Source organism: Saccharopolyspora rosea (assembly GCF_025643595.1).
Lineage (GTDB): Bacteria > Actinomycetota > Actinomycetes > Mycobacteriales > Pseudonocardiaceae > Saccharopolyspora > Saccharopolyspora rosea.
The window spans coordinates 6,066,544-6,083,522 of sequence record NZ_CP102826.1; the positions used below are offsets into that span (position 1 = coordinate 6,066,544).

General features: G+C 69.1%; 21 protein-coding genes. All 21 read right to left on the minus strand.

Features of this window, described 5'->3' with window-relative positions:
* Window positions 1-139: 139 nt before the first annotated feature.
* Window positions 140-325 (minus strand): type Z 30S ribosomal protein S14, encoded by a 186-nt coding sequence (locus tag NV263_RS28220; protein ID WP_263249823.1) that lies wholly within the window; start codon window positions 323-325, stop codon window positions 140-142.
* A gap of 41 nt (window positions 326-366) precedes the next feature.
* The gene (gene rplE / locus NV263_RS28225) at window positions 367-930 is read right to left on the minus strand and encodes a 50S ribosomal protein L5 (protein ID WP_263249825.1); all 564 of its coding nucleotides are present in this window, start codon (window positions 928-930) and stop codon (window positions 367-369) included.
* A 2-nt stretch (window positions 931-932) separates the two neighbouring features.
* Window positions 933-1,247, minus strand: a complete 315-nt coding sequence (gene rplX, locus NV263_RS28230; RefSeq protein ID WP_263249827.1) for a 50S ribosomal protein L24 — start codon at window positions 1,245-1,247, stop codon at window positions 933-935.
* Window positions 1,247-1,615: a 50S ribosomal protein L14 gene (gene rplN / locus NV263_RS28235; RefSeq protein ID WP_263249828.1), complete on the minus strand. Its 369-nt coding sequence runs from the start codon at window positions 1,613-1,615 to the stop codon at window positions 1,247-1,249. Before rplN ends, rplX begins: the two co-directional genes overlap by 1 nt.
* Before the next feature lie 148 nt (window positions 1,616-1,763).
* Window positions 1,764-2,039: a 30S ribosomal protein S17 gene (gene rpsQ / locus NV263_RS28240; RefSeq protein WP_263249830.1), complete on the minus strand. Its 276-nt coding sequence runs from the start codon at window positions 2,037-2,039 to the stop codon at window positions 1,764-1,766.
* Window positions 2,036-2,278, minus strand: a complete 243-nt coding sequence (rpmC, locus tag NV263_RS28245; RefSeq protein ID WP_263249832.1) for a 50S ribosomal protein L29 — start codon at window positions 2,276-2,278, stop codon at window positions 2,036-2,038. The genes rpsQ and rpmC overlap by 4 nt, the downstream gene beginning before the upstream one ends.
* Window positions 2,278-2,697: a 50S ribosomal protein L16 gene (gene rplP, locus NV263_RS28250; RefSeq protein ID WP_263249833.1), complete on the minus strand. Its 420-nt coding sequence runs from the start codon at window positions 2,695-2,697 to the stop codon at window positions 2,278-2,280. The genes rpmC and rplP overlap by 1 nt, the downstream gene beginning before the upstream one ends.
* A gap of 3 nt (window positions 2,698-2,700) precedes the next feature.
* The gene (gene rpsC / locus NV263_RS28255; RefSeq protein WP_263249835.1) at window positions 2,701-3,540 is read right to left on the minus strand and encodes a 30S ribosomal protein S3; all 840 of its coding nucleotides are present in this window, start codon (window positions 3,538-3,540) and stop codon (window positions 2,701-2,703) included.
* Window positions 3,540-3,959 (minus strand): 50S ribosomal protein L22, encoded by a 420-nt coding sequence (gene rplV, locus NV263_RS28260; protein WP_263249836.1) that lies wholly within the window; start codon window positions 3,957-3,959, stop codon window positions 3,540-3,542. The genes rpsC and rplV overlap by 1 nt, the downstream gene beginning before the upstream one ends.
* Before the next feature lie 40 nt (window positions 3,960-3,999).
* Entirely contained in the window at window positions 4,000-4,281 is a 282-nt protein-coding gene (gene rpsS, locus NV263_RS28265) for a 30S ribosomal protein S19 (protein WP_263249838.1), read from the minus strand.
* Between the two features lie 18 nt (window positions 4,282-4,299).
* Complete coding sequence (gene rplB, locus NV263_RS28270; RefSeq protein WP_263249839.1) at window positions 4,300-5,133, minus strand: 50S ribosomal protein L2; 834 nt, start codon at window positions 5,131-5,133, stop codon at window positions 4,300-4,302.
* 31 nt (window positions 5,134-5,164) lie between these two features.
* Window positions 5,165-5,464, minus strand: a complete 300-nt coding sequence (gene rplW / locus NV263_RS28275) for a 50S ribosomal protein L23 (RefSeq protein WP_263249840.1) — start codon at window positions 5,462-5,464, stop codon at window positions 5,165-5,167.
* A complete protein-coding gene (gene rplD, locus NV263_RS28280; RefSeq protein WP_263249841.1) occupies window positions 5,461-6,144 on the minus strand; it encodes a 50S ribosomal protein L4 in 684 nt (227 codons plus the stop codon). The genes rplW and rplD overlap by 4 nt, the downstream gene beginning before the upstream one ends.
* Window positions 6,144-6,794 (minus strand): 50S ribosomal protein L3, encoded by a 651-nt coding sequence (gene rplC, locus NV263_RS28285; RefSeq protein WP_263249842.1) that lies wholly within the window; start codon window positions 6,792-6,794, stop codon window positions 6,144-6,146. Before rplC ends, rplD begins: the two co-directional genes overlap by 1 nt.
* A 19-nt stretch (window positions 6,795-6,813) precedes the next feature.
* On the minus strand, window positions 6,814-7,119 hold the full coding sequence (rpsJ, locus tag NV263_RS28290; RefSeq protein WP_009948626.1) for a 30S ribosomal protein S10: 306 nt from the start codon (window positions 7,117-7,119) through the stop codon (window positions 6,814-6,816).
* Between the two features lie 522 nt (window positions 7,120-7,641).
* Window positions 7,642-8,835 (minus strand): elongation factor Tu, encoded by a 1,194-nt coding sequence (gene tuf / locus NV263_RS28295; protein ID WP_263249843.1) that lies wholly within the window; start codon window positions 8,833-8,835, stop codon window positions 7,642-7,644.
* A gap of 216 nt (window positions 8,836-9,051) precedes the next feature.
* A complete protein-coding gene (gene fusA, locus NV263_RS28300; RefSeq protein WP_263249845.1) occupies window positions 9,052-11,154 on the minus strand; it encodes an elongation factor G in 2,103 nt (700 codons plus the stop codon).
* Window positions 11,155-11,230: 76 nt separating this feature from the next.
* Window positions 11,231-11,701 (minus strand): 30S ribosomal protein S7, encoded by a 471-nt coding sequence (gene rpsG, locus NV263_RS28305; RefSeq protein ID WP_263249847.1) that lies wholly within the window; start codon window positions 11,699-11,701, stop codon window positions 11,231-11,233.
* On the minus strand, window positions 11,701-12,075 hold the full coding sequence (rpsL, locus tag NV263_RS28310; RefSeq protein WP_009948619.1) for a 30S ribosomal protein S12: 375 nt from the start codon (window positions 12,073-12,075) through the stop codon (window positions 11,701-11,703). Before rpsL ends, rpsG begins: the two co-directional genes overlap by 1 nt.
* A 481-nt stretch (window positions 12,076-12,556) precedes the next feature.
* The gene (locus NV263_RS28315) at window positions 12,557-13,453 is read right to left on the minus strand and encodes an MIP/aquaporin family protein (protein ID WP_263249848.1); all 897 of its coding nucleotides are present in this window, start codon (window positions 13,451-13,453) and stop codon (window positions 12,557-12,559) included.
* A gap of 159 nt (window positions 13,454-13,612) precedes the next feature.
* Window positions 13,613-16,972, minus strand: a complete 3,360-nt coding sequence (locus NV263_RS28320) for an ADP-ribosylglycohydrolase family protein (RefSeq protein WP_263249850.1) — start codon at window positions 16,970-16,972, stop codon at window positions 13,613-13,615.
* Window positions 16,973-16,979: the final 7 nt, after the last annotated feature.

The window sequence follows — 16,979 nt, forward strand, 5'->3', positions numbered from 1 at the left end:
ACGAAGTCGGGGTCATCGCCTGCCGAGAAGGCAGGCCCTGTCATGCGAGCACGGCCGAACGCCGCGGAGCGCGGGCATCAGCCCTGGTGGCGCCTGATGAGGGTACCGGTGTCCGGTACCGGCTCATCAGGCGGGCAGCTCACCAGGAGGACTTGCTCACGCCGGGCAGCTCGCCCGCGTGCGCCATCTCGCGGAAGCACACGCGGCACAGCCCGAACTTGCGGAACACCGCACGCGGACGCCCGCACCGCTGGCAGCGGGTGTACCCGCGCACCTTGAACTTCGGCTTGCTCGCGGCCTTGTTGATCAACGACTTCTTGGCCATCGACTCAGTTCTCCTTGTTCCGACCCTCAGCGACGGCCACGTCACTGCTCCTTGAACGGGAAGCCCAGGTGCTTCAGCAGCGCCCGGCCCTCCTCGTCATTGGCCGCCGTGGTGACCACGGTGATGTCCATGCCGCGCGGACGGTCGATGCTGTCCGGGTCGATCTCGTGGAACATCGACTGGTCGCTCAGCCCGAACGTGTAGTTGCCCGAGCCGTCGAACTGCTTCGGCGACAGGCCGCGGAAGTCCCGGATGCGCGGGAGCGAGATCGTGACCAACCGGTCCAGGAACTCCCACATCCGGTCGCCGCGCACGGTCACCCGCGCGCCGATCGGCATCCCCTCGCGCAGCTTGAACTGCGCGATCGACTTGCGGGCGCGGCGGATCTCCGGCCGCTGGCCGGTGATGGCCGCCAGGTCGCGGACCGCGCCCTCGATCAGCTTGCTGTCCCGAGCGGCGTCGCCAACACCCATGTTGACCACGACCTTGACCACGTTCGGCACCTGCATCGGGTTGTCGTACCCGAACTGCTCGGAGAGGGCCTTGCGGATCTCGTCGCGGTAGCGGGTCTTCAGCCGCGGGACGATCTTCTCAGCGGTCGTCATGATCAGATGTCCTTACCGTTACGACGAGAAATGCGAACCTTCTTGCCGTCCTCACCGATGCGGTAGCCGACGCGGGTGGGCTTGCCGTCGGAGTCCAGGACCATCACGTTGCTGACGTGGATCGGCGCTTCCTGCGTGACGATCCCACCGGACTGCGCACCACGCTCGGTCCGGGAGACCTTGGTGTGCTTCTTGATCCGGTTCACGCCTTCGACCAGGACGCGCTGGTCCTTCGGGTAGGCACGGATGACCTTGCCCTTGGCGCCCTTGTCCTTGCCGGAGATGACGACGACCGTGTCGCCCTTCTTGACCTTCATCACAACACCTCCGGCGCGAGCGAGATGATCTTCATGAACTTCTTGTCGCGCAGCTCGCGGGCCACGGGCCCGAAAATGCGGGTGCCCCGCGGCTCGCCGTTGGGCTTCACCAGCACCGCGGCGTTCTCGTCGAACCGGATGTAGGAACCGTCCGGACGACGCTTTTCCTTCTTCTGCCGGACGATGACGGCCTTGACCACATCGCCCTTCTTCACACCGGCTCCGGGGATGGCTTCCTTGACGGTCGCCACGATGATGTCCCCGAGGCCCGCGTACCGCCGACCGGAACCACCGAGGACCCGGATCGTGAGGATCTCCTTGGCCCCGGTGTTGTCGGCGACACGCAGTCGCGACTCCTGCTGGATCACGTCTGACTCCTGACCCTAAGTACCCGCGTGGCACGGGCACACTCTGGCGCGACAGATTGCCGACCTGACGCGCGCGGTCAACCAACCGGCACGCCGACCGGCCGACCGCTGCGGAATTCCCAGCGACCGGCCGGTCGCGCACCTTCGCTTACTTGGCCTTCTCCACGACCTCGACGAGCCGCCAGCGCTTGGTCGCCGACAGCGGCCGGGTCTCCATCAGCAGCACCCGGTCGCCGACACCCGCGGTGTTGGCCTCGTCATGCGCCTTCACCTTCTTGTTGCTGCGCATGACCTTGCCGTAGAGGGCGTGCTTCTTGCGGTCCTCCAGCGACACCACGATCGTCTTGTCCATCTTGTCGGAGACGACGTAGCCTTCGCGGACCTTGCGGCGGTTGCGGGTCACGCCCTGTCCTTTCTCACTCATGCCGCGCCCTCCTCAGCGCCTTCGGGGGAGACCGTCAGGCCCAGTTCGCGTTCACGCATGATGGTGTAGATCCGGGCGATGTCCTTGCGGACGATCCGCAGCCGCCGGTTGTTCTGCAGCTGCCCGGTGGCCATCTGGAAGCGGAGGTTGAACAGCTCCTCCTTGGCTTCCTTGAGCCGCTGGATGAGCTCCTCGTCGTTCAGTTCCCGGAGCTCGGTCGCGGTGACACCCGCCGCCATCAGAAGTCACCACCCTCGCGGGACACGATCTTGCACTTCATCGGGAGCTTGTGCGCCGCACGGGTCAGCGCCTCGATCGCGGTCTTCTCGTTCGGGAAGGTCAGCTCGAACATGACGCGACCGGGCTTGACGTTGGCGACCCAGTACTCCGGCGAACCCTTACCGGAACCCTGGCGGGTTTCGGCCGGCTTCTTGGTCAGCGGGCGGTCCGGGAAGATGTTGATCCACACCTTGCCGCCACGCTTGACGTGCCGGGTGATGGCGATACGGGCCGACTCGATCTGCCGGTTGGTCACGTAGCCGTGCTCAAGCGCCTGAATCCCGTACTCGCCGAAGTTGATCCGGGTGCCACCCTTGGCGAAGCCCTTGCGCTTCGGCGCGTGGCTCTTGCGCCACTTCACCTTGCGTGGGACGAGCACGTCTCAGCCCTCCGTCTTCTCTTCAGCCCGCGGCTCGGCGACCGCCGGGGCGTTGGCCGAGGCCACGTCACCCGAGGTCTGAGCCTGCTCCGGGCTCTGCGCTGAGCCCTTGCTGCGGTCCCCGCCGGAACGGCGGCGGCCGCCGCGCTCCGAACGGCCCCCGCGCTCACCGCGCGGCGGACGGACCTCGGACTCCTGCTGCTTCTGCTTCAGGCCGCCGACCAGCTCGCCCTTGTAGATCCACACCTTGACGCCGATGCGGCCGAACGTGGTGCGGGCCTCGAAGAAGCCGTAGTCGATGTCGGCACGCAGCGTGTGCAGCGGAACCCGACCCTCGCGGTAGAACTCCGAGCGGGACATCTCGGCGCCGCCCAGGCGACCGGAGCACTGCACCCGGATGCCCTTGACCTGCGGCGAGCGCATGGCGGACTGGATGGCCTTGCGCATCGCGCGCCGGAACGACACGCGGTTGGACAGCTGCTCGGCCACGCCCTGCGCGACCAGCTGGGCGTCCGCCTCGGGGTTCTTGACCTCAAGGATGTTCAGCTGGACCTGCTTGCCGGTCAGCTTCTCCAGCGCACCGCGGATGCGGTCCGCCTCGGCACCCCGCCGGCCGATGACGATGCCCGGCCGGGCGGTGTGGATGTCCACCCGGACGCGCTCGCGGGTGCGCTCGATCTCCACCTTGGAGATCCCGGCGCGCTCCATCCCGCGAGACAGCTGCCGGCGGATCTTGACGTCCTCCGCGACGTACTCCGAGTACTGCTTGTCGGCGTACCAGCGAGACTTCCAGTCCGTGGTGATGCCGAGTCGGAAGCCGTGCGGGTTGATCTTCTGACCCACTACCGGGCACTCCCCTTCTGGCTCTTTCGGGACTTGCTGGCCGCCTTCGGCCGCGACTCGACCTCGACCGTGATGTGGCTGGTCCGCTTGCGGATCCGGTACGCACGGCCCTGCGCGCGCGGGCGGAACCGCTTCAGCGTCGGACCCTCGTCCACGTACGCGTGGTGCACGACCAGCGTCTCGGGGTCGAGGGAAAGGTTGTTCTCCGCATTGGCGATCGCGCTGGCGAGCACCTTCGACACCGGACCACTGGCGGTCTGCGGCGCGAACTGGAGCACGGCCAGGGCTTCGCTGGCGCTACGGCCCTTGATGAGCTCGACCACGCGCCGCGCCTTCATCGGCGACACGCGGACGAAGCGGGCCCGCGCCACTGCGCGCGGGTTGGCCTCCGCGGCAGTGTCGTCGGTACGGGCTGTCATCCTGCTACCCCTTGCTTACTCGTCCGTGTCACAGACCCGCTCAGCGGCGGCGCGACTTGCGGTCTTCCTTGACGTGGCCCTTGAAGGTGCGGGTGGGGGCGAACTCGCCCAGCTTGTGCCCGACCATGGCCTCGGTGATGAACACCGGGACGTGCTTGCGACCGTCGTGCACCGCGAAGGTGTGGCCCAGCATGTCCGGGATGATCGTCGACCGGCGGGACCAGGTCTTGATCACGGTCTTCTTGCCCGACTCGTTGAGCGCGTCCACCTTCTTGAGCAGGTGGTCGTCCACGAACGGGCCCTTCTTCAGGCTGCGTGGCATGTTCTCTTACCTCCCTGCTCAGCGCTTCTTGCCGGTACGGCGACGGCGGACGATGAGCCGGTCGCTCTCCTTGCGGAGGCGGGTGCGGCCCTCCGGCTTGCCCTTCGGGTTGACCGGGTGACGGCCACCGGAGGTCTTGCCCTCACCACCACCGTGCGGGTGGTCGACCGGGTTCATGACGACACCGCGGACGGTCGGGCGCTTGCCCTTCCACCGCATCCGGCCGGCCTTGCCCCAGTTGATGTTGGCGTGCTCGGAGTTGCCGACCTCGCCGACCGTGGCGCGGCACCGGGCGTCCACGTTGCGGATCTCGCCCGAGGGCATCCGCAGCTGGGCGTACGGGCCGTCCTTGGCCACCAGCTGGACCCGGGCACCGGCGGACCGGGCGATCTGCGCACCGCCGCCCGGCTTCAGCTCGATCGCGTGGATCACGGTGCCGGTCGGGATGTTGCGCAGCGGGAGGTTGTTGCCCGGCTTGATGTCGGCGCGGGCGCCGCTCTCCACCACGTCGCCCTGCTTGATGTCCTTCGGGGCGATGATGTAGCGCTTCTCGCCGTCGAAGTAGTGCAGCAGGGCGATGCGCGCGCTGCGGTTCGGGTCGTACTCGATGTGCGCGACCTTGGCCGGCACACCGTCCTTGTCGTTGCGGCGGAAGTCGATCACGCGGTAGGCCCGCTTGTGACCGCCACCCTTGTGCCGCGTGGTGATCTTGCCTTGTGCGTTGCGGCCCGCCTTCTTGTTCAGCGGACGCACCAGCGACTTCTCCGGCTCCGACCGGGTGATCTCGGCGAAGTCGGACACGCTCGCGCCGCGACGGCCCGGCGTCGTCGGCTTGTACTTGCGAATGCCCATCTCTAACGCAACCTCGTCCTCATCAGCGCCGTCAGGAGGCCGGTCCGCCGAAGATCTCGATCGGCTTGCTCTCCGGCGACAGGGTCACGATCGCCCGCTTGGTGTTCTTGCGCTTGCCGAAGCCGGTGCGGGTCCGCTTGCGCTTGCCCTCGCGGTTGATCGTGTTGACGTTGGTGACCTTCACACCGAAGATCTTCTCGACCGCGATCTTGATCTCGGTCTTGTTCGAGCGGGGGTCGACCAGGAAGGTGTACTGCCCCTGCTCCAGCAGCCCGTAGCTCTTCTCGGAGATCACCGGCGCGAGAATGACGTCACGCGGGTCGGAGCTCACTGGTCAGCCTCCTCTGCGGAAGACGCGGCGGCCTTGACCGAGCGGCCCTTCGCCGGGCCTGCGACGAACCGGTCGTACGCGGCCTTGGTGAACACCACGTCGTCGCTGTTGAGCACGTCGTAGGTGTTCAGCTGGGACGGATCGATCAGGTGCACGTTCTGCAGGTTCCGCAGGCTCAGCCACGAGGTCTGCTCCTCGCCGTGGTCGAGCACCACGAGAACCTTCTTGGCCTCGGTCCAGGTGCGCAGCGCCGTCTTGGCCTGCTTGGTGGACGGCGCCTCGCCGCCGACCACGTGGGTGACGACGTGCAGCTGGCCGGCGCGGACCCGGTCGGACAGCGCGCCGCACAGGGCCTTGCGCTTCATCTTCTTCGGGGTCCGCTGCGAGTAGTCGCGGGGCTGCGGGCCGTGCACCGTGCCACCACCGGCGAACTGCGGCGCCCGGATGGAGCCCTGCCGGGCGTTACCGGTGCCCTTCTGCCGGTACGGCTTCTTGCCGCCGCCGGAGACCATGCCGCGGGTCTTGGTGGCGTGCGTGCCCTGGCGCGCGGCGGCCAGCTGGGCCACCACGACCTGGTGCATCAGCGCCACGTTCGCCTGCACGTCGAAGATCTCGGCGGGCAGTTCGACGGTGCCGTCCGTCTTGCCGTCCGGGGTACGGACGTCGAGCGTCAGGCTCATCACGCACCACCCTTCGCAGCGGTCTTGACCATGACCAGGCCGCCCTTCGGGCCCGGGATGGCGCCCTTGATGAGCAGCAGGCCCGACTCGGCGTCCACCTTGTGGACCTTCAGGTTCTGGGTGGTGACGCGGTTGCCGCCCATGCGACCGGCCATGCGCATGCCCTTGAACACCCGGCCCGGGGTGGCGCAGCCACCGATCGAGCCCGGCTTGCGGTGCACCGCCTGCGCACCGTGGCTCATCGGCTGGCGGTGGAACCCGTGCCGCTTGATGGTGCCCGCGAAGCCCTTGCCCTTGCTGGTGCCGACCACGTCGACCACCGCGCCGACCTCGAACAGCTCGGCGGTGACCTCCTGGCCGACCTCGTACTCGCCGGCGTCGGCGGTGCGCAGCTCGACGAGGTGGCGGCGCGGGGTGACGCCGGCCTTGGTGAAGTGGCCGGACTTCGGCTTGTTCACCTTGCGCGGGTCGATGGCGCCGAACGCCAGCTGCACGGCCGAGTAGCCGTCCTTCTCCGGGGTGCGGACCTGGGTGACCACGTTCGGCCCGGCCTGCACGACCGTCACCGGGATCACCCGGTTCTGGTCGTCGAAGACCTGGGTCATGCCGAGCTTGGTGCCCAGAATCCCCTTGATCTGCCTGTCAGACATGAGTCTCGATCTCTTCCGCCTACTGGATGTTCACGTCGACGCTGGCCGGCAGGTCGATGCGCATGAGCGCGTCCACCGTCTTCGGCGTCGGTTCGAGGATGTCGATGAGCCGCTTGTGCGTCCGCATCTCGAAGTGCTCCCGCGAGTCCTTGTACTTGTGCGGGGAGCGGATGACGCAGTAGACGTTCTTCTCCGTGGGCAGCGGCACCGGCCCGACGACCCGAGCGCCGGTGCGCGTCACGGTCTCGACGATCTTGCGCGCGGACGCGTCGATCGCCTCGTGGTCGTAGGCCTTGAGCCGGATGCGGATCTTCTGTCCCGCCATAGTGGCTTGCCGTTCCTCTAGTCTCGTGCCGCGGTTTCGTTGTGGGAGCGGGTGCACCGCACCCTGCTCGGGCAGTGGTGCCCCCACGCGGCCTCAGCCGTGTGATCGTCCCCGTCCGGGGGTCACAGCCCTCGGTCCGCCCCTGTTCAGGTCTCTGGTGCCCGGTACACGCGGTCGGGCGTGTCGCCCTGCTGCCGCATACCGGTCCCCTCGAACGTCGCCGTGGGGATGGGCCTGGCCCGTACACCTTGCAGTTGTGCCACCCTGTCCCGTTCACCACCGGCTTCCCGGGTGGCCGCGGTCCGCGCAGAAGCGGTCCGCTACCGGAACAGAGACGCGAGGCCCTCGCAGCAGGGCGGCCGGACTCCGATCTCATCGAGTTCCGGCCGCCCTGAACGAGCAACCCGTACAGGATGACATACCCGCTACGTCATCCCCGATCGGGGGTGGGTTTCCGGTGGCCGAGACCACCGGAAACCGGGAGAGCCCGCCCCCGGTGAACGGGAACGGGCCCTCGCCACGTCACTTGTGGATCTTGATGACGCGACCGGCGCCGACCGTGCGGCCACCCTCGCGGATCGCGAAGCGCAGACCCTCGTCCATCGCGATCGGCTGGATGAGCTGCACCGACATCTCGGTGTTGTCGCCCGGCATGACCATCTCGGTGCCCTCGGGGAGGGTCACCACACCGGTCACGTCGGTGGTGCGGAAGTAGAACTGCGGGCGGTAGTTGTTGAAGAACGGCGTGTGCCGACCACCCTCGTCCTTGGACAGGACGTACACCTGAGCGTCGAACTCGGTGTGCGGGGTGGTGGTGCCGGGCTTCACGACGACCATGCCGCGCTCGACGTCCTCGCGCTTGATGCCGCGGATCAGCAGACCGACGTTGTCACCGGCCTGGCCCTGGTCCAGCAGCTTGCGGAACATCTCGATGCCCGTGACGGTGGTCTTGATCGACTTCTCCTTGATGCCGACCAGCTCCACCTCCTCGTTCACGTTGATGACACCGCGCTCGACGCGGCCGGTCACGACGGTGCCGCGACCGGTGATCGAGAAGACGTCCTCGATCGGCATCAGGAACGGCTGGTCGGTGGCCCGCTGCGGGTCCGGGACGTTCTCGTCGACCGCGTTCAGCAGCTCCATGATCTTGTCGGCCCACTCGGGGTCGCCCTCCAGCGCCTTCAGCGCGGAGACGCGGACCACCGGCACGTCGTCGCCCGGGAACTCCTGGGCGGACAGCAGCTCGCGGACCTCCATCTCGACGAGCTCGATGATCTCCTCGTCGTCGACCATGTCCGCCTTGTTCAGCGCGACCAGGATGTAGGGCACGCCGACCTGGCGGGCGAGCAGCACGTGCTCACGGGTCTGCGGCATCGGGCCGTCGGTCGCCGCGACCACCAGGATGGCGCCGTCCATCTGGGCGGCACCGGTGATCATGTTCTTGACGTAGTCGGCGTGACCGGGGGCGTCGACGTGCGCGTAGTGACGCTTCTCGGTCTGGTACTCGACGTGCGCGATCTGGATCGTGATACCGCGCTGCTTCTCCTCCGGCGCCTTGTCGATCTCGTCGAACGGCGTGAAGGGGTTCAGCTCCGGGTGCTTGTCGTGCAGCACCTTGGTGATGGCTGCGGTGAGCGTGGTCTTGCCGTGGTCAACGTGACCGATGGTCCCGATGTTGACGTGCGGCTTGTCCCTCTCGAACTTCGCCTTCGCCACTGGATTGTCCTCCTGGACTTGTTGACTTTCCGCCGTACGACTTGGTGTGCCAGGCGGAGTCCTGTCGGGTAGGTGGTGGGCGAGCCGCCCCGGCTGGGGGAAGCGGCCCGCCCGCCGCCGGACTGGAGGGGATTGCTCCCCGGTCGCCTTCGCAGCGATCTTCCGTCGTCCTGCGCGGCGCTGGGGCTGGGTGTCCCCGCTGCTAGCGCAGCGGGATCACTCGCCCGTCGCCTTCGCGATGATCTCCTTAGCCACGTTCGCCGGAACTTCGGCGTAGGAGTCGAACACCATCGAGTAGTTCGCCCGACCCTGCGTCTTGGAACGCAGGTCGCCGACATACCCGAACATCTCCGACAGCGGCACGAGAGCCTTGACGACGCGGGTACCGCTGCGCTCCTCCATGGCCTGGATCTGGCCACGGCGGGAGTTCAGGTCGCCGATGACGTCGCCCATGTAGTCCTCGGGCGTGGTCACCTCGACCGCCATCATGGGTTCGAGCAGCACCGGGCTCGCCTTGGCGGCGGCCTCCTTCAGCGCCATCGAACCCGCGACCTTGAAGGCCATTTCCGAGGAGTCCACCTCGTGGTACTGGCCATCGAGCAAGGTCAGCTTGATACCGACCAGCGGGTAGCCGGCCAGCACGCCGTACTGCATGGCGTCCTGCGCACCCTGGTCGACCGACGGGATGTACTCGCGCGGGATCCGGCCACCGGTGACCTTGTTGTCGAACTCGTACGTCGCGCTGTCCGAGGTCTGCTCGATCGGGTCGAGCTGGATGATCACGCGCGCGAACTGACCCGAACCACCGGTCTGCTTCTTGTGCGTGTACTCGTACTTCTCGACGGTCTTGCGGATCGTCTCGCGGTACGCCACCTGCGGCTTGCCGATGTTCGCCTCGACCTTGAAGTCGGTGCGCATCCGGTTGACGAGGACCTCAAGGTGCAGCTCGCCCATGCCGCCGATGATCGTCTGCCCGGTCTCCTCGTCGAGCTTGACCCGGAAGGTCGGGTCCTCCTCGGCGAGCTTCTGGATGGCCGTGGACAGCTTCTCCTGGTCGGCCTTGGTCTTGGGCTCGATCGCCACCTCGATGACCGGCTCCGGGAAGCTCATGGACTCCAGGACGATCGGGTGCGCCGGGTCGCACAGCGTGTCACCGGTGGTGGTCTCCTTGAGACCGACCACCGCGTAGATGTGACCCGCCTGGGCCTCGTCGACCGGGTTCTCCTTGTTGGAGTGCATCTGGAACAGCTTGCCGATGCGCTCCTTGCGCTCCCGGGTCGAGTTGATGACCTGGGTGCCCGCGCTCACCTTGCCCGAGTAGACCCGGATGTAGGTGAGCTTGCCGAAGAACGGGTGGACCGCGATCTTGGAGACCAGCGCGGAGAAGGGCTCGTCGATGCTCGGCTTGCGCTCGGCCGGGGTCTCGCCGTCGGTCAGCAGACCCTGCACCGGCGGCACGTCCAGCGGCGACGGCAGGTAGTCGACCACCGCGTCCAGCATCGGCTGGACGCCCTTGTTCTTGAAGGCGGTGCCGCACAGGACCGGGAAGGCCTCGCGGGCCAGCGTCAGCTTGCGGACGCCCTCGCGGATCTGCGCCTCGGTGAGCTCCTCGCCACCGAAGTAGGCCTCCATCAGCTCCTCGTCGGACTCCGCGACCGCCTCGACCAGCTTCTCGCGGTACTCCGCGGCCCGCTCCGCCAGGTCGGCCGGGATGTCCTCGATCTCGTACTTGCGGCCCTTCTCGACGTCACCGCGCCAGGTGAAGGCCTTCATGGTCACGAGATCGACGACGCCCTCGAACTGCGACTCGGCGCCGATCGGCAGCTGCAGGACCAGCGGGCGGGCGTTCAGCCGCTCCTCGATGGTCCGCACGGTGAAGTAGAAGTCCGCGCCCAGCTTGTCCATCTTGTTGACGAAGCAGATGCGCGGGACGTCGTACTTGTCCGCCTGGCGCCAGACCTGCTCGGACTGGGGCTCGACACCCTCCTTGCCGTCGAACACCGCGACGGCACCGTCCAGGACGCGCAGCGACCGCTCCACCTCGGCGGTGAAGTCGACGTGCCCCGGGGTGTCGATGATGTTGATCTGGTAGTCGTTCCAGAAGGTGGTGGTAGCAGCCGAGGTGATGGTGATCCCCCGCTTCTGCTCCTCCTCCATCCAGTCCATCGTCGCGGCGCCGTCGTGCACCTCGCCGATCTTGTAGTTGATCCCCGTGTAGTAGAGGATCCGCTCGGTCGTGGTGGTCTTGCCCGCGTCGATGTGGGCCATGATGCCGATGTTGCGGACCTTGGTGAGGTCCGTAAGCACGTCGCGTGCCACGAGTTTCTTCCCCGTTCCTACAGCAGATGCAAGCTGTCGAATCGGTGAGCCGAGGCGGGCAGGAGCCGACCCGACGTCACCAGCGGTAGTGCGCGAAGGCCTTGTTGGACTCCGCCATCTTGTGCGTGTCCTCGCGCTTCTTGACGCTCGCGCCGAGGCCGTTGCTGGCGTCCAGCAGCTCGTTCATCAGGCGCTCGACCATGGTCTTCTCGCGACGCTGACGCGAGTAGGTGACCAGCCAGCGCAGCGCCAGCGTGGTGGAACGCCCGGCACGAACCTCGATCGGCACCTGGTACGTGGCGCCACCGACGCGGCGGCTGCGCACCTCCAGGGTCGGCTTGACGTTGTCCAGGGCACGCTTGAGCGTGACGACCGGGTCGGTGCCGGTCTTCTCCCGGCAGCCTTCCAGCGCCGCGTAGACGATCCGCTCGGCCAGCGACTTCTTGCCGTCCACCAGCACCTTGTTCACCAGCTGCGTGACCAGCGGCGAACCGTACACGGGATCAGCGTGCAGCGGCCGCTTCGGGGCCGGACCCTTGCGGGGCATCAGCTCTTCTCCTTCTTCGCGCCGTACCGGCTGCGGGCCTGCTTGCGGTTCTTCACACCCTGGGTGTCAGCGGAACCGCGGATGATCTTGTAGCGCACGCCGGGGAGGTCCTTCACACGGCCGCCACGAACGAGCACGATCGAGTGCTCCTGCAGGTTGTGCCCCTCACCCGGGATGTAGGCCGTGACCTCGATGCCGCTGGTGAGCTTGACACGGGCGACCTTGCGCAGTGCCGAGTTGGGCTTCTTCGGCGTCGTGGTGTACACGCGGGTGCACACACCGCGCCGCTGCGGGCTCCCCTTGAGCGCCGCGGTCTTGGTCTTCGCGACCTTGTCCTGGCGGCCCTTACGGACCAGCTGCTGGATGGTGGGCATGGACCGGCTTTCTGTCAGCGTTCGCGTCTTCTGGTACTCGTCCAAGCAGCGCGCTCGTTCGAGCATCGGCGTGCCCTGGCGTCGAGCACCTGTCAGGCACTGTGTACTTGGGACTCCCCCGCACCACGAGGTCGGGCGTGTCGCCCGCTCCTCGGCCTTGCGGCGCTGGTGACGCCCAACGGGAAGACCCCAGTGGGTTCTCGCAGAGGAGTTCCACACGACCCGCCTGACGCGGTCGCAACCGACGAACGAGGCGACGCTCGCTCCCGGCCACGTCACGCACGGGCATGCGGATCGACCCGATTGCCTCGGGTCCGATAAACAAAGATACCTGCCCCGTTCTCAGAGGGTCAAAACGGGGGTCGGTTTGACCTGCTCGATCAGGGCGGTGGTCCTTCGGCGCACCAGCCGACCGAGCTCACCTCGTCCGCGTCGGCGACCACTCTACCTACGGGGACAAGGGGGTGCCCCCGCGACGAGCTCAGCCGGGCGGGTTCTGCTCCGGCACCCGGCCCACCTCGGGGGCCGCCGTGCGGGACGCCAGCACCCTGCCGATGAGCAGGTCGTATATCCAGGCGCCGAGCACGCCACCGACCAGCGGACCGACGATCGGGATCCAGAAGAAGTTGGCGAACCACTGGTAGGTGCCGGGCAGCGCTATGTGGTCCCAGCCGGCGATGTAGGTCCACAGCCGGGGGCCGAAGTCGCGGGCCGGGTTGATCGCGTAGCCGGCGTTGACGCCGAAGGTCATGCCGATGACCGTGACCACCATGCCGATCATGAACGGCCCCACGTTGGCGGCCGGGGCCAGGTTGCGGTTGTCGGTCAGGGCGCAGATCAGCAGGACGAGCAGACCGGTGCCGACGATCTGGTCCAGCAGCGGGCCCCACCACGAGCTGCCGAAGTACTGGGCGGGGAACGTCGCGAAGATCGCGAAGCTGTTCAGCGAGTCCGGCCGCGGCGTCCCGGCCTTGACGTTGTAGGCGTCGATGGCCCAGCTGTAGACCGCGTACACCAGCGCCGCCCCCACGAACGCGCCGACCAGCTGGGCGAACCAGTACGGGAGGATCTTCCAGGCGGGGAACTTGCCGCGCGCCGCCTGCGCCAGGGTCACCGCGGGGTTGATGTGCGCGCCGGTCACCCCGCCCGCGACGTAGACGCCGAAGACGACCGCGAACCCCCAGCCGAACGCCACGATCAACCAGTTCGCCGGGCCGAACGAGGTGTCCTGGCGGCCCGACCCGGGCAGCCCGGCCAGCGCCAGCGCCACCGAGCCGCACCCGAACAGGATCAGCACGAACGTGCCCAGGAACTCGGCGAGCATCTCCCCGCCGATGTCCTTGCGGTATCCCGGACGGCTTTGGTCGTTTTCTGCCATCGGTGCCCCCCTTGAACCGACGGGAGCTCCCGCCCGCGCCGCTGGCGACCTGCGGCGACCCGACCCCGGGAGCGCTCGTTGTCCGGACACGGGGAGTGTAAGGCGGCGCGGGGTGCGCCGCCTTCGGCGCGAACACCGGCGAACGGGAGTTCCCGGCGGTCAGTCCTCCGCGCCGACGTCCTCGGACGCGTCGGAGCGGGGCACGCCGTTGATCCGGCGGGGGGCCGGTTTGGGGGCCGGGAACTCGGCCACCGGGTCGGGCTCCGGTTCGGCAGGCGGTGCCGCGGGCGCGGCGACGCCGACCTCCGGTTCGGACGACCACAGTGGACGGACCGGGTAGCGCTCGTTCCAGTCCTCGTCGACCGGCTGTTCGGCGGACCACCCCGGGAGGAACGCGCCGTGGCCGAACTCGGCCACGCAGTCCAGGGCGATCTGCTCGACCACGTCTCGTAGCTCCAGGTCCGCGAGCCAGGCGACCGGGAGCGCGCCGACCCCGTGCAGCGCGCCGACGATGTTGCCGCAGATCGCACCGGTGGAGTCGCTGTCCCCGGAGTGGTGCACCGCGATGCGCAGGGCGAGTTCGACGTCCTCGCCGGCGGCCAGCGCGGCGCACACCGCGATGGCCAGCGCCTGCTCGCCGACCCAGCCGCCACCGAGGGTCTCGGCGACCTGCTGCGGCGTCGGCACGCCCCGGGCGGCGAGGTCCACAGCGGACTTGAGCATCGCGCTGGTCTCCTCGTGGTCGTCCCAGGTCTCCAGGACCTGCAACGCCAGCCAGACGCCGTCGTCCAGGCCCCGGCCGAGCAGCGCCTGCTGCACGATGACCGCGAGCGCTCCGGCCGAGTGGTAGCCCGCCGGATGGCTGTGGGTCAGCGCCGCGGTGCGCGCGGCCAGCCGGAAGACCTCGGCCGGATCGGTCGAGTACAGCGCGGCGGGCGCGGCGCGCATCGCGCCACCGCACCCCTTGGAGTCGTTGATCTTCTCGGTGAACGAGCCCGCCGGGTGCCCGTCGCCGAACCGGGCCAGCGCGCGGAACACCGTCTTGCCCGGGGCCCGGGTGCGGAACAGCCCGGGCACCTCGACCAGCCAGCCGTCCGGCACCGGGTGACCGGCCCGGAACGCTCCGGCAGCGGACTCCCACTCCACGCCCTGGGTGTGCAGCCAGCGCTGGTAGGCCAGCTGGACCTCGGGCAGCGGGTCCTCGACCCCGAAGCGGCGCCGCGCGATGCTGCCGCGGATCAGCCCCTCGGCGGTGAACAGGGTCATCTGCGTGTCGTCGGTGATGGCGCCGTGCACGCCGTACGCCTCGCGCAGCCCGTCGGGTCCGTCGGGCCCGAACCGCCGGGTGATCTCCTCGGCGGTGACGAACTCCAGGTCGGCGCCGAACGCGTCGCCGAGCGCCCCGCCGAGGAAGCAGCCGAGCACCCGTTCGGTCAACGACGGCGCACCGTGTTCGGGTCCTTCCTCCTTGGCGTGCCCGCCGCGGATGATCGGTGTCGGCCCGTCGTCCTCCACCACGTCGGCGGGCACGCTCGCCGAGGCCGACCCGTCCGGTTCGGCCACCGCGGCGTCGGCGGATTCGACGACGAACGCCGCGGATTCGCAAGCGGCTTCCGCGGGCTCCGGGAGCGGGTCGCCCGGGAACCGGTCGTCGCCCTCCGGTTCGAGGTCGATCGGTTCGCGCGCCGGTGGTGCGAGGTCGACGGGGTCGCGGTCCGGCAGCGGCTCCGCCCGCGCGGTCGTGACCTCGGCCTCGGGGAACGCGGGGTCGGACTCGTCGTCGGCGTCGGGCACCGGCTCGGCCCCGACCTCGCGGTCGTCGGCGGGCGTGTCCTCCTCGGGTGCGTCGCCGGTCGCGGCCGGTTCGGCGCGCAGCGGCGGCAGCAGCGGCTCCGGGGCCTCCTCCGGCGCGGAGACCGGTTCCTCGGCGGATACCGGCTCCGGCTCGGTGCTCGGCTCCGGCTCGGCCGCCGGTTCCGGCATGCTGATCGGTTCCGGTTCGGTGACCGGCTCGACGACCGGTTCCGGGGCACTGCTCGGTTCCGGCCCGGGATCCGGCAGGCCGATCGGTTCCGGTGCGGTGAGCGGTTCCGACCGGGTCGCCGGTTCCGCGGGCGGCGTGATCGCCGACAGCGGGCGTTCCGGGGCCACGCGCGACTCCCGGGGCGCCGCCGGTTCGGCGGGCGGGATCGGTCCGGTGGTCTCGGCGGCGGTGGGCGTCGGGAGCGTCGGCCCGCCGATCTCGCGCTCGGCGGTGCCGCGAGGCCCGAGGTCCTGTGAGTCCGATGTGGACTCGGGCGCGTCGGTGATCGCGGGCAGCACCATGGTCCGCTCCGCGGATCCGTCCACTGTGCTCACCGGGTCCAGCGCCCGCACGCCGTCCTGGGCGGGCATGTAGCGGCGCGCCCAGGACGGCGGGGCGAACGCCTCCGCCGCGTCCTGGCACAGGATCTCGATGACCTCGCGGAGTTCCAGGCGGTCGAGCCAGTGGGCCGGGACGGCCTGGACGCCGTGCACCGCACCGGCCAGCTGTCCGGCCATCGCGCCGGTGACCGCGCTGTCGGCCGAGTGGTTCACCGCCATCCGCACCGCGTCGGCGAAGTTGTTCGTGCAGCCGACCGCGGCGAGGGCGATGCCCAACTCACCGGGCTTGCCGCGCACGTCGAACTCCACGTCGACGTCCGCGGGCGTCAGCGGGGCGCCGCGCTGGCCGACGAACATCGCGGCGTGCACCGCGCGCCGGACGTCCGCGGGCACCCCGGGGACCTGGTACGCGGCACCGAGCCGCTGCCGCTCCGCGGTGCGCACCGCGTCCCACAACGGGACGCCGCGGGTCAGCTGCGCCAGCACGTCGCTGTGCAGACCGGCGGCGGCCACCGAGTTCGGGGCGGAGGTGAACGCGTTCGCGATGCCCGCGGCCGTGGCGTAGACGCCCTCGGGGTGGTGCGACCACACCATCGCCGGTGCGGCCCAGACCGCGAAGTCCACGATCCCGTCCACATCGGACAACGGGTACAGCGTGCCGTCCGGACCGATGCTGGTGTGCGCGGGCAGCTGACCGATCATCGCCAGCTGCGGCCCGGCCGGGTTGCGCGTGGAGTGCAGCTCGGAACGCTCCAGCAGCCAGCCGGTGGGCGCCGGTTCCGCGCGCAGGTGCGCCGACATCGCGTACTCCCAGGGGACGCCCTGGGTGCGCAGCCAGCGCTGGTAGTTGCACAGCACGTGCCCGGTGGGCAGGAAGGTGGTGCCGTCCGGGTTCGCGGCCTTGGCGCGCAGTAGTCCGTCGAGGGTGAACGCGGTCAGCTGGGTGACCTCGGTGGCGGCGCCGGGCCTGCCGTACACGGGCACGAAGTCGACCAGGCCGCGCGGTCCGAACCACGAGTGGATCTGCGGCCCGGCGAGGTTGCGCACGCCGGAGCCGAGCGCGTCGCCCACGGCTCCGCCGAGCATCGCGCCGCGGAAGCGGTCTGCCCAGGCCAGCTGCGGCGAGCCGGGCCCGCCCTGTCGAGCGTTGGTCATCGGCGAA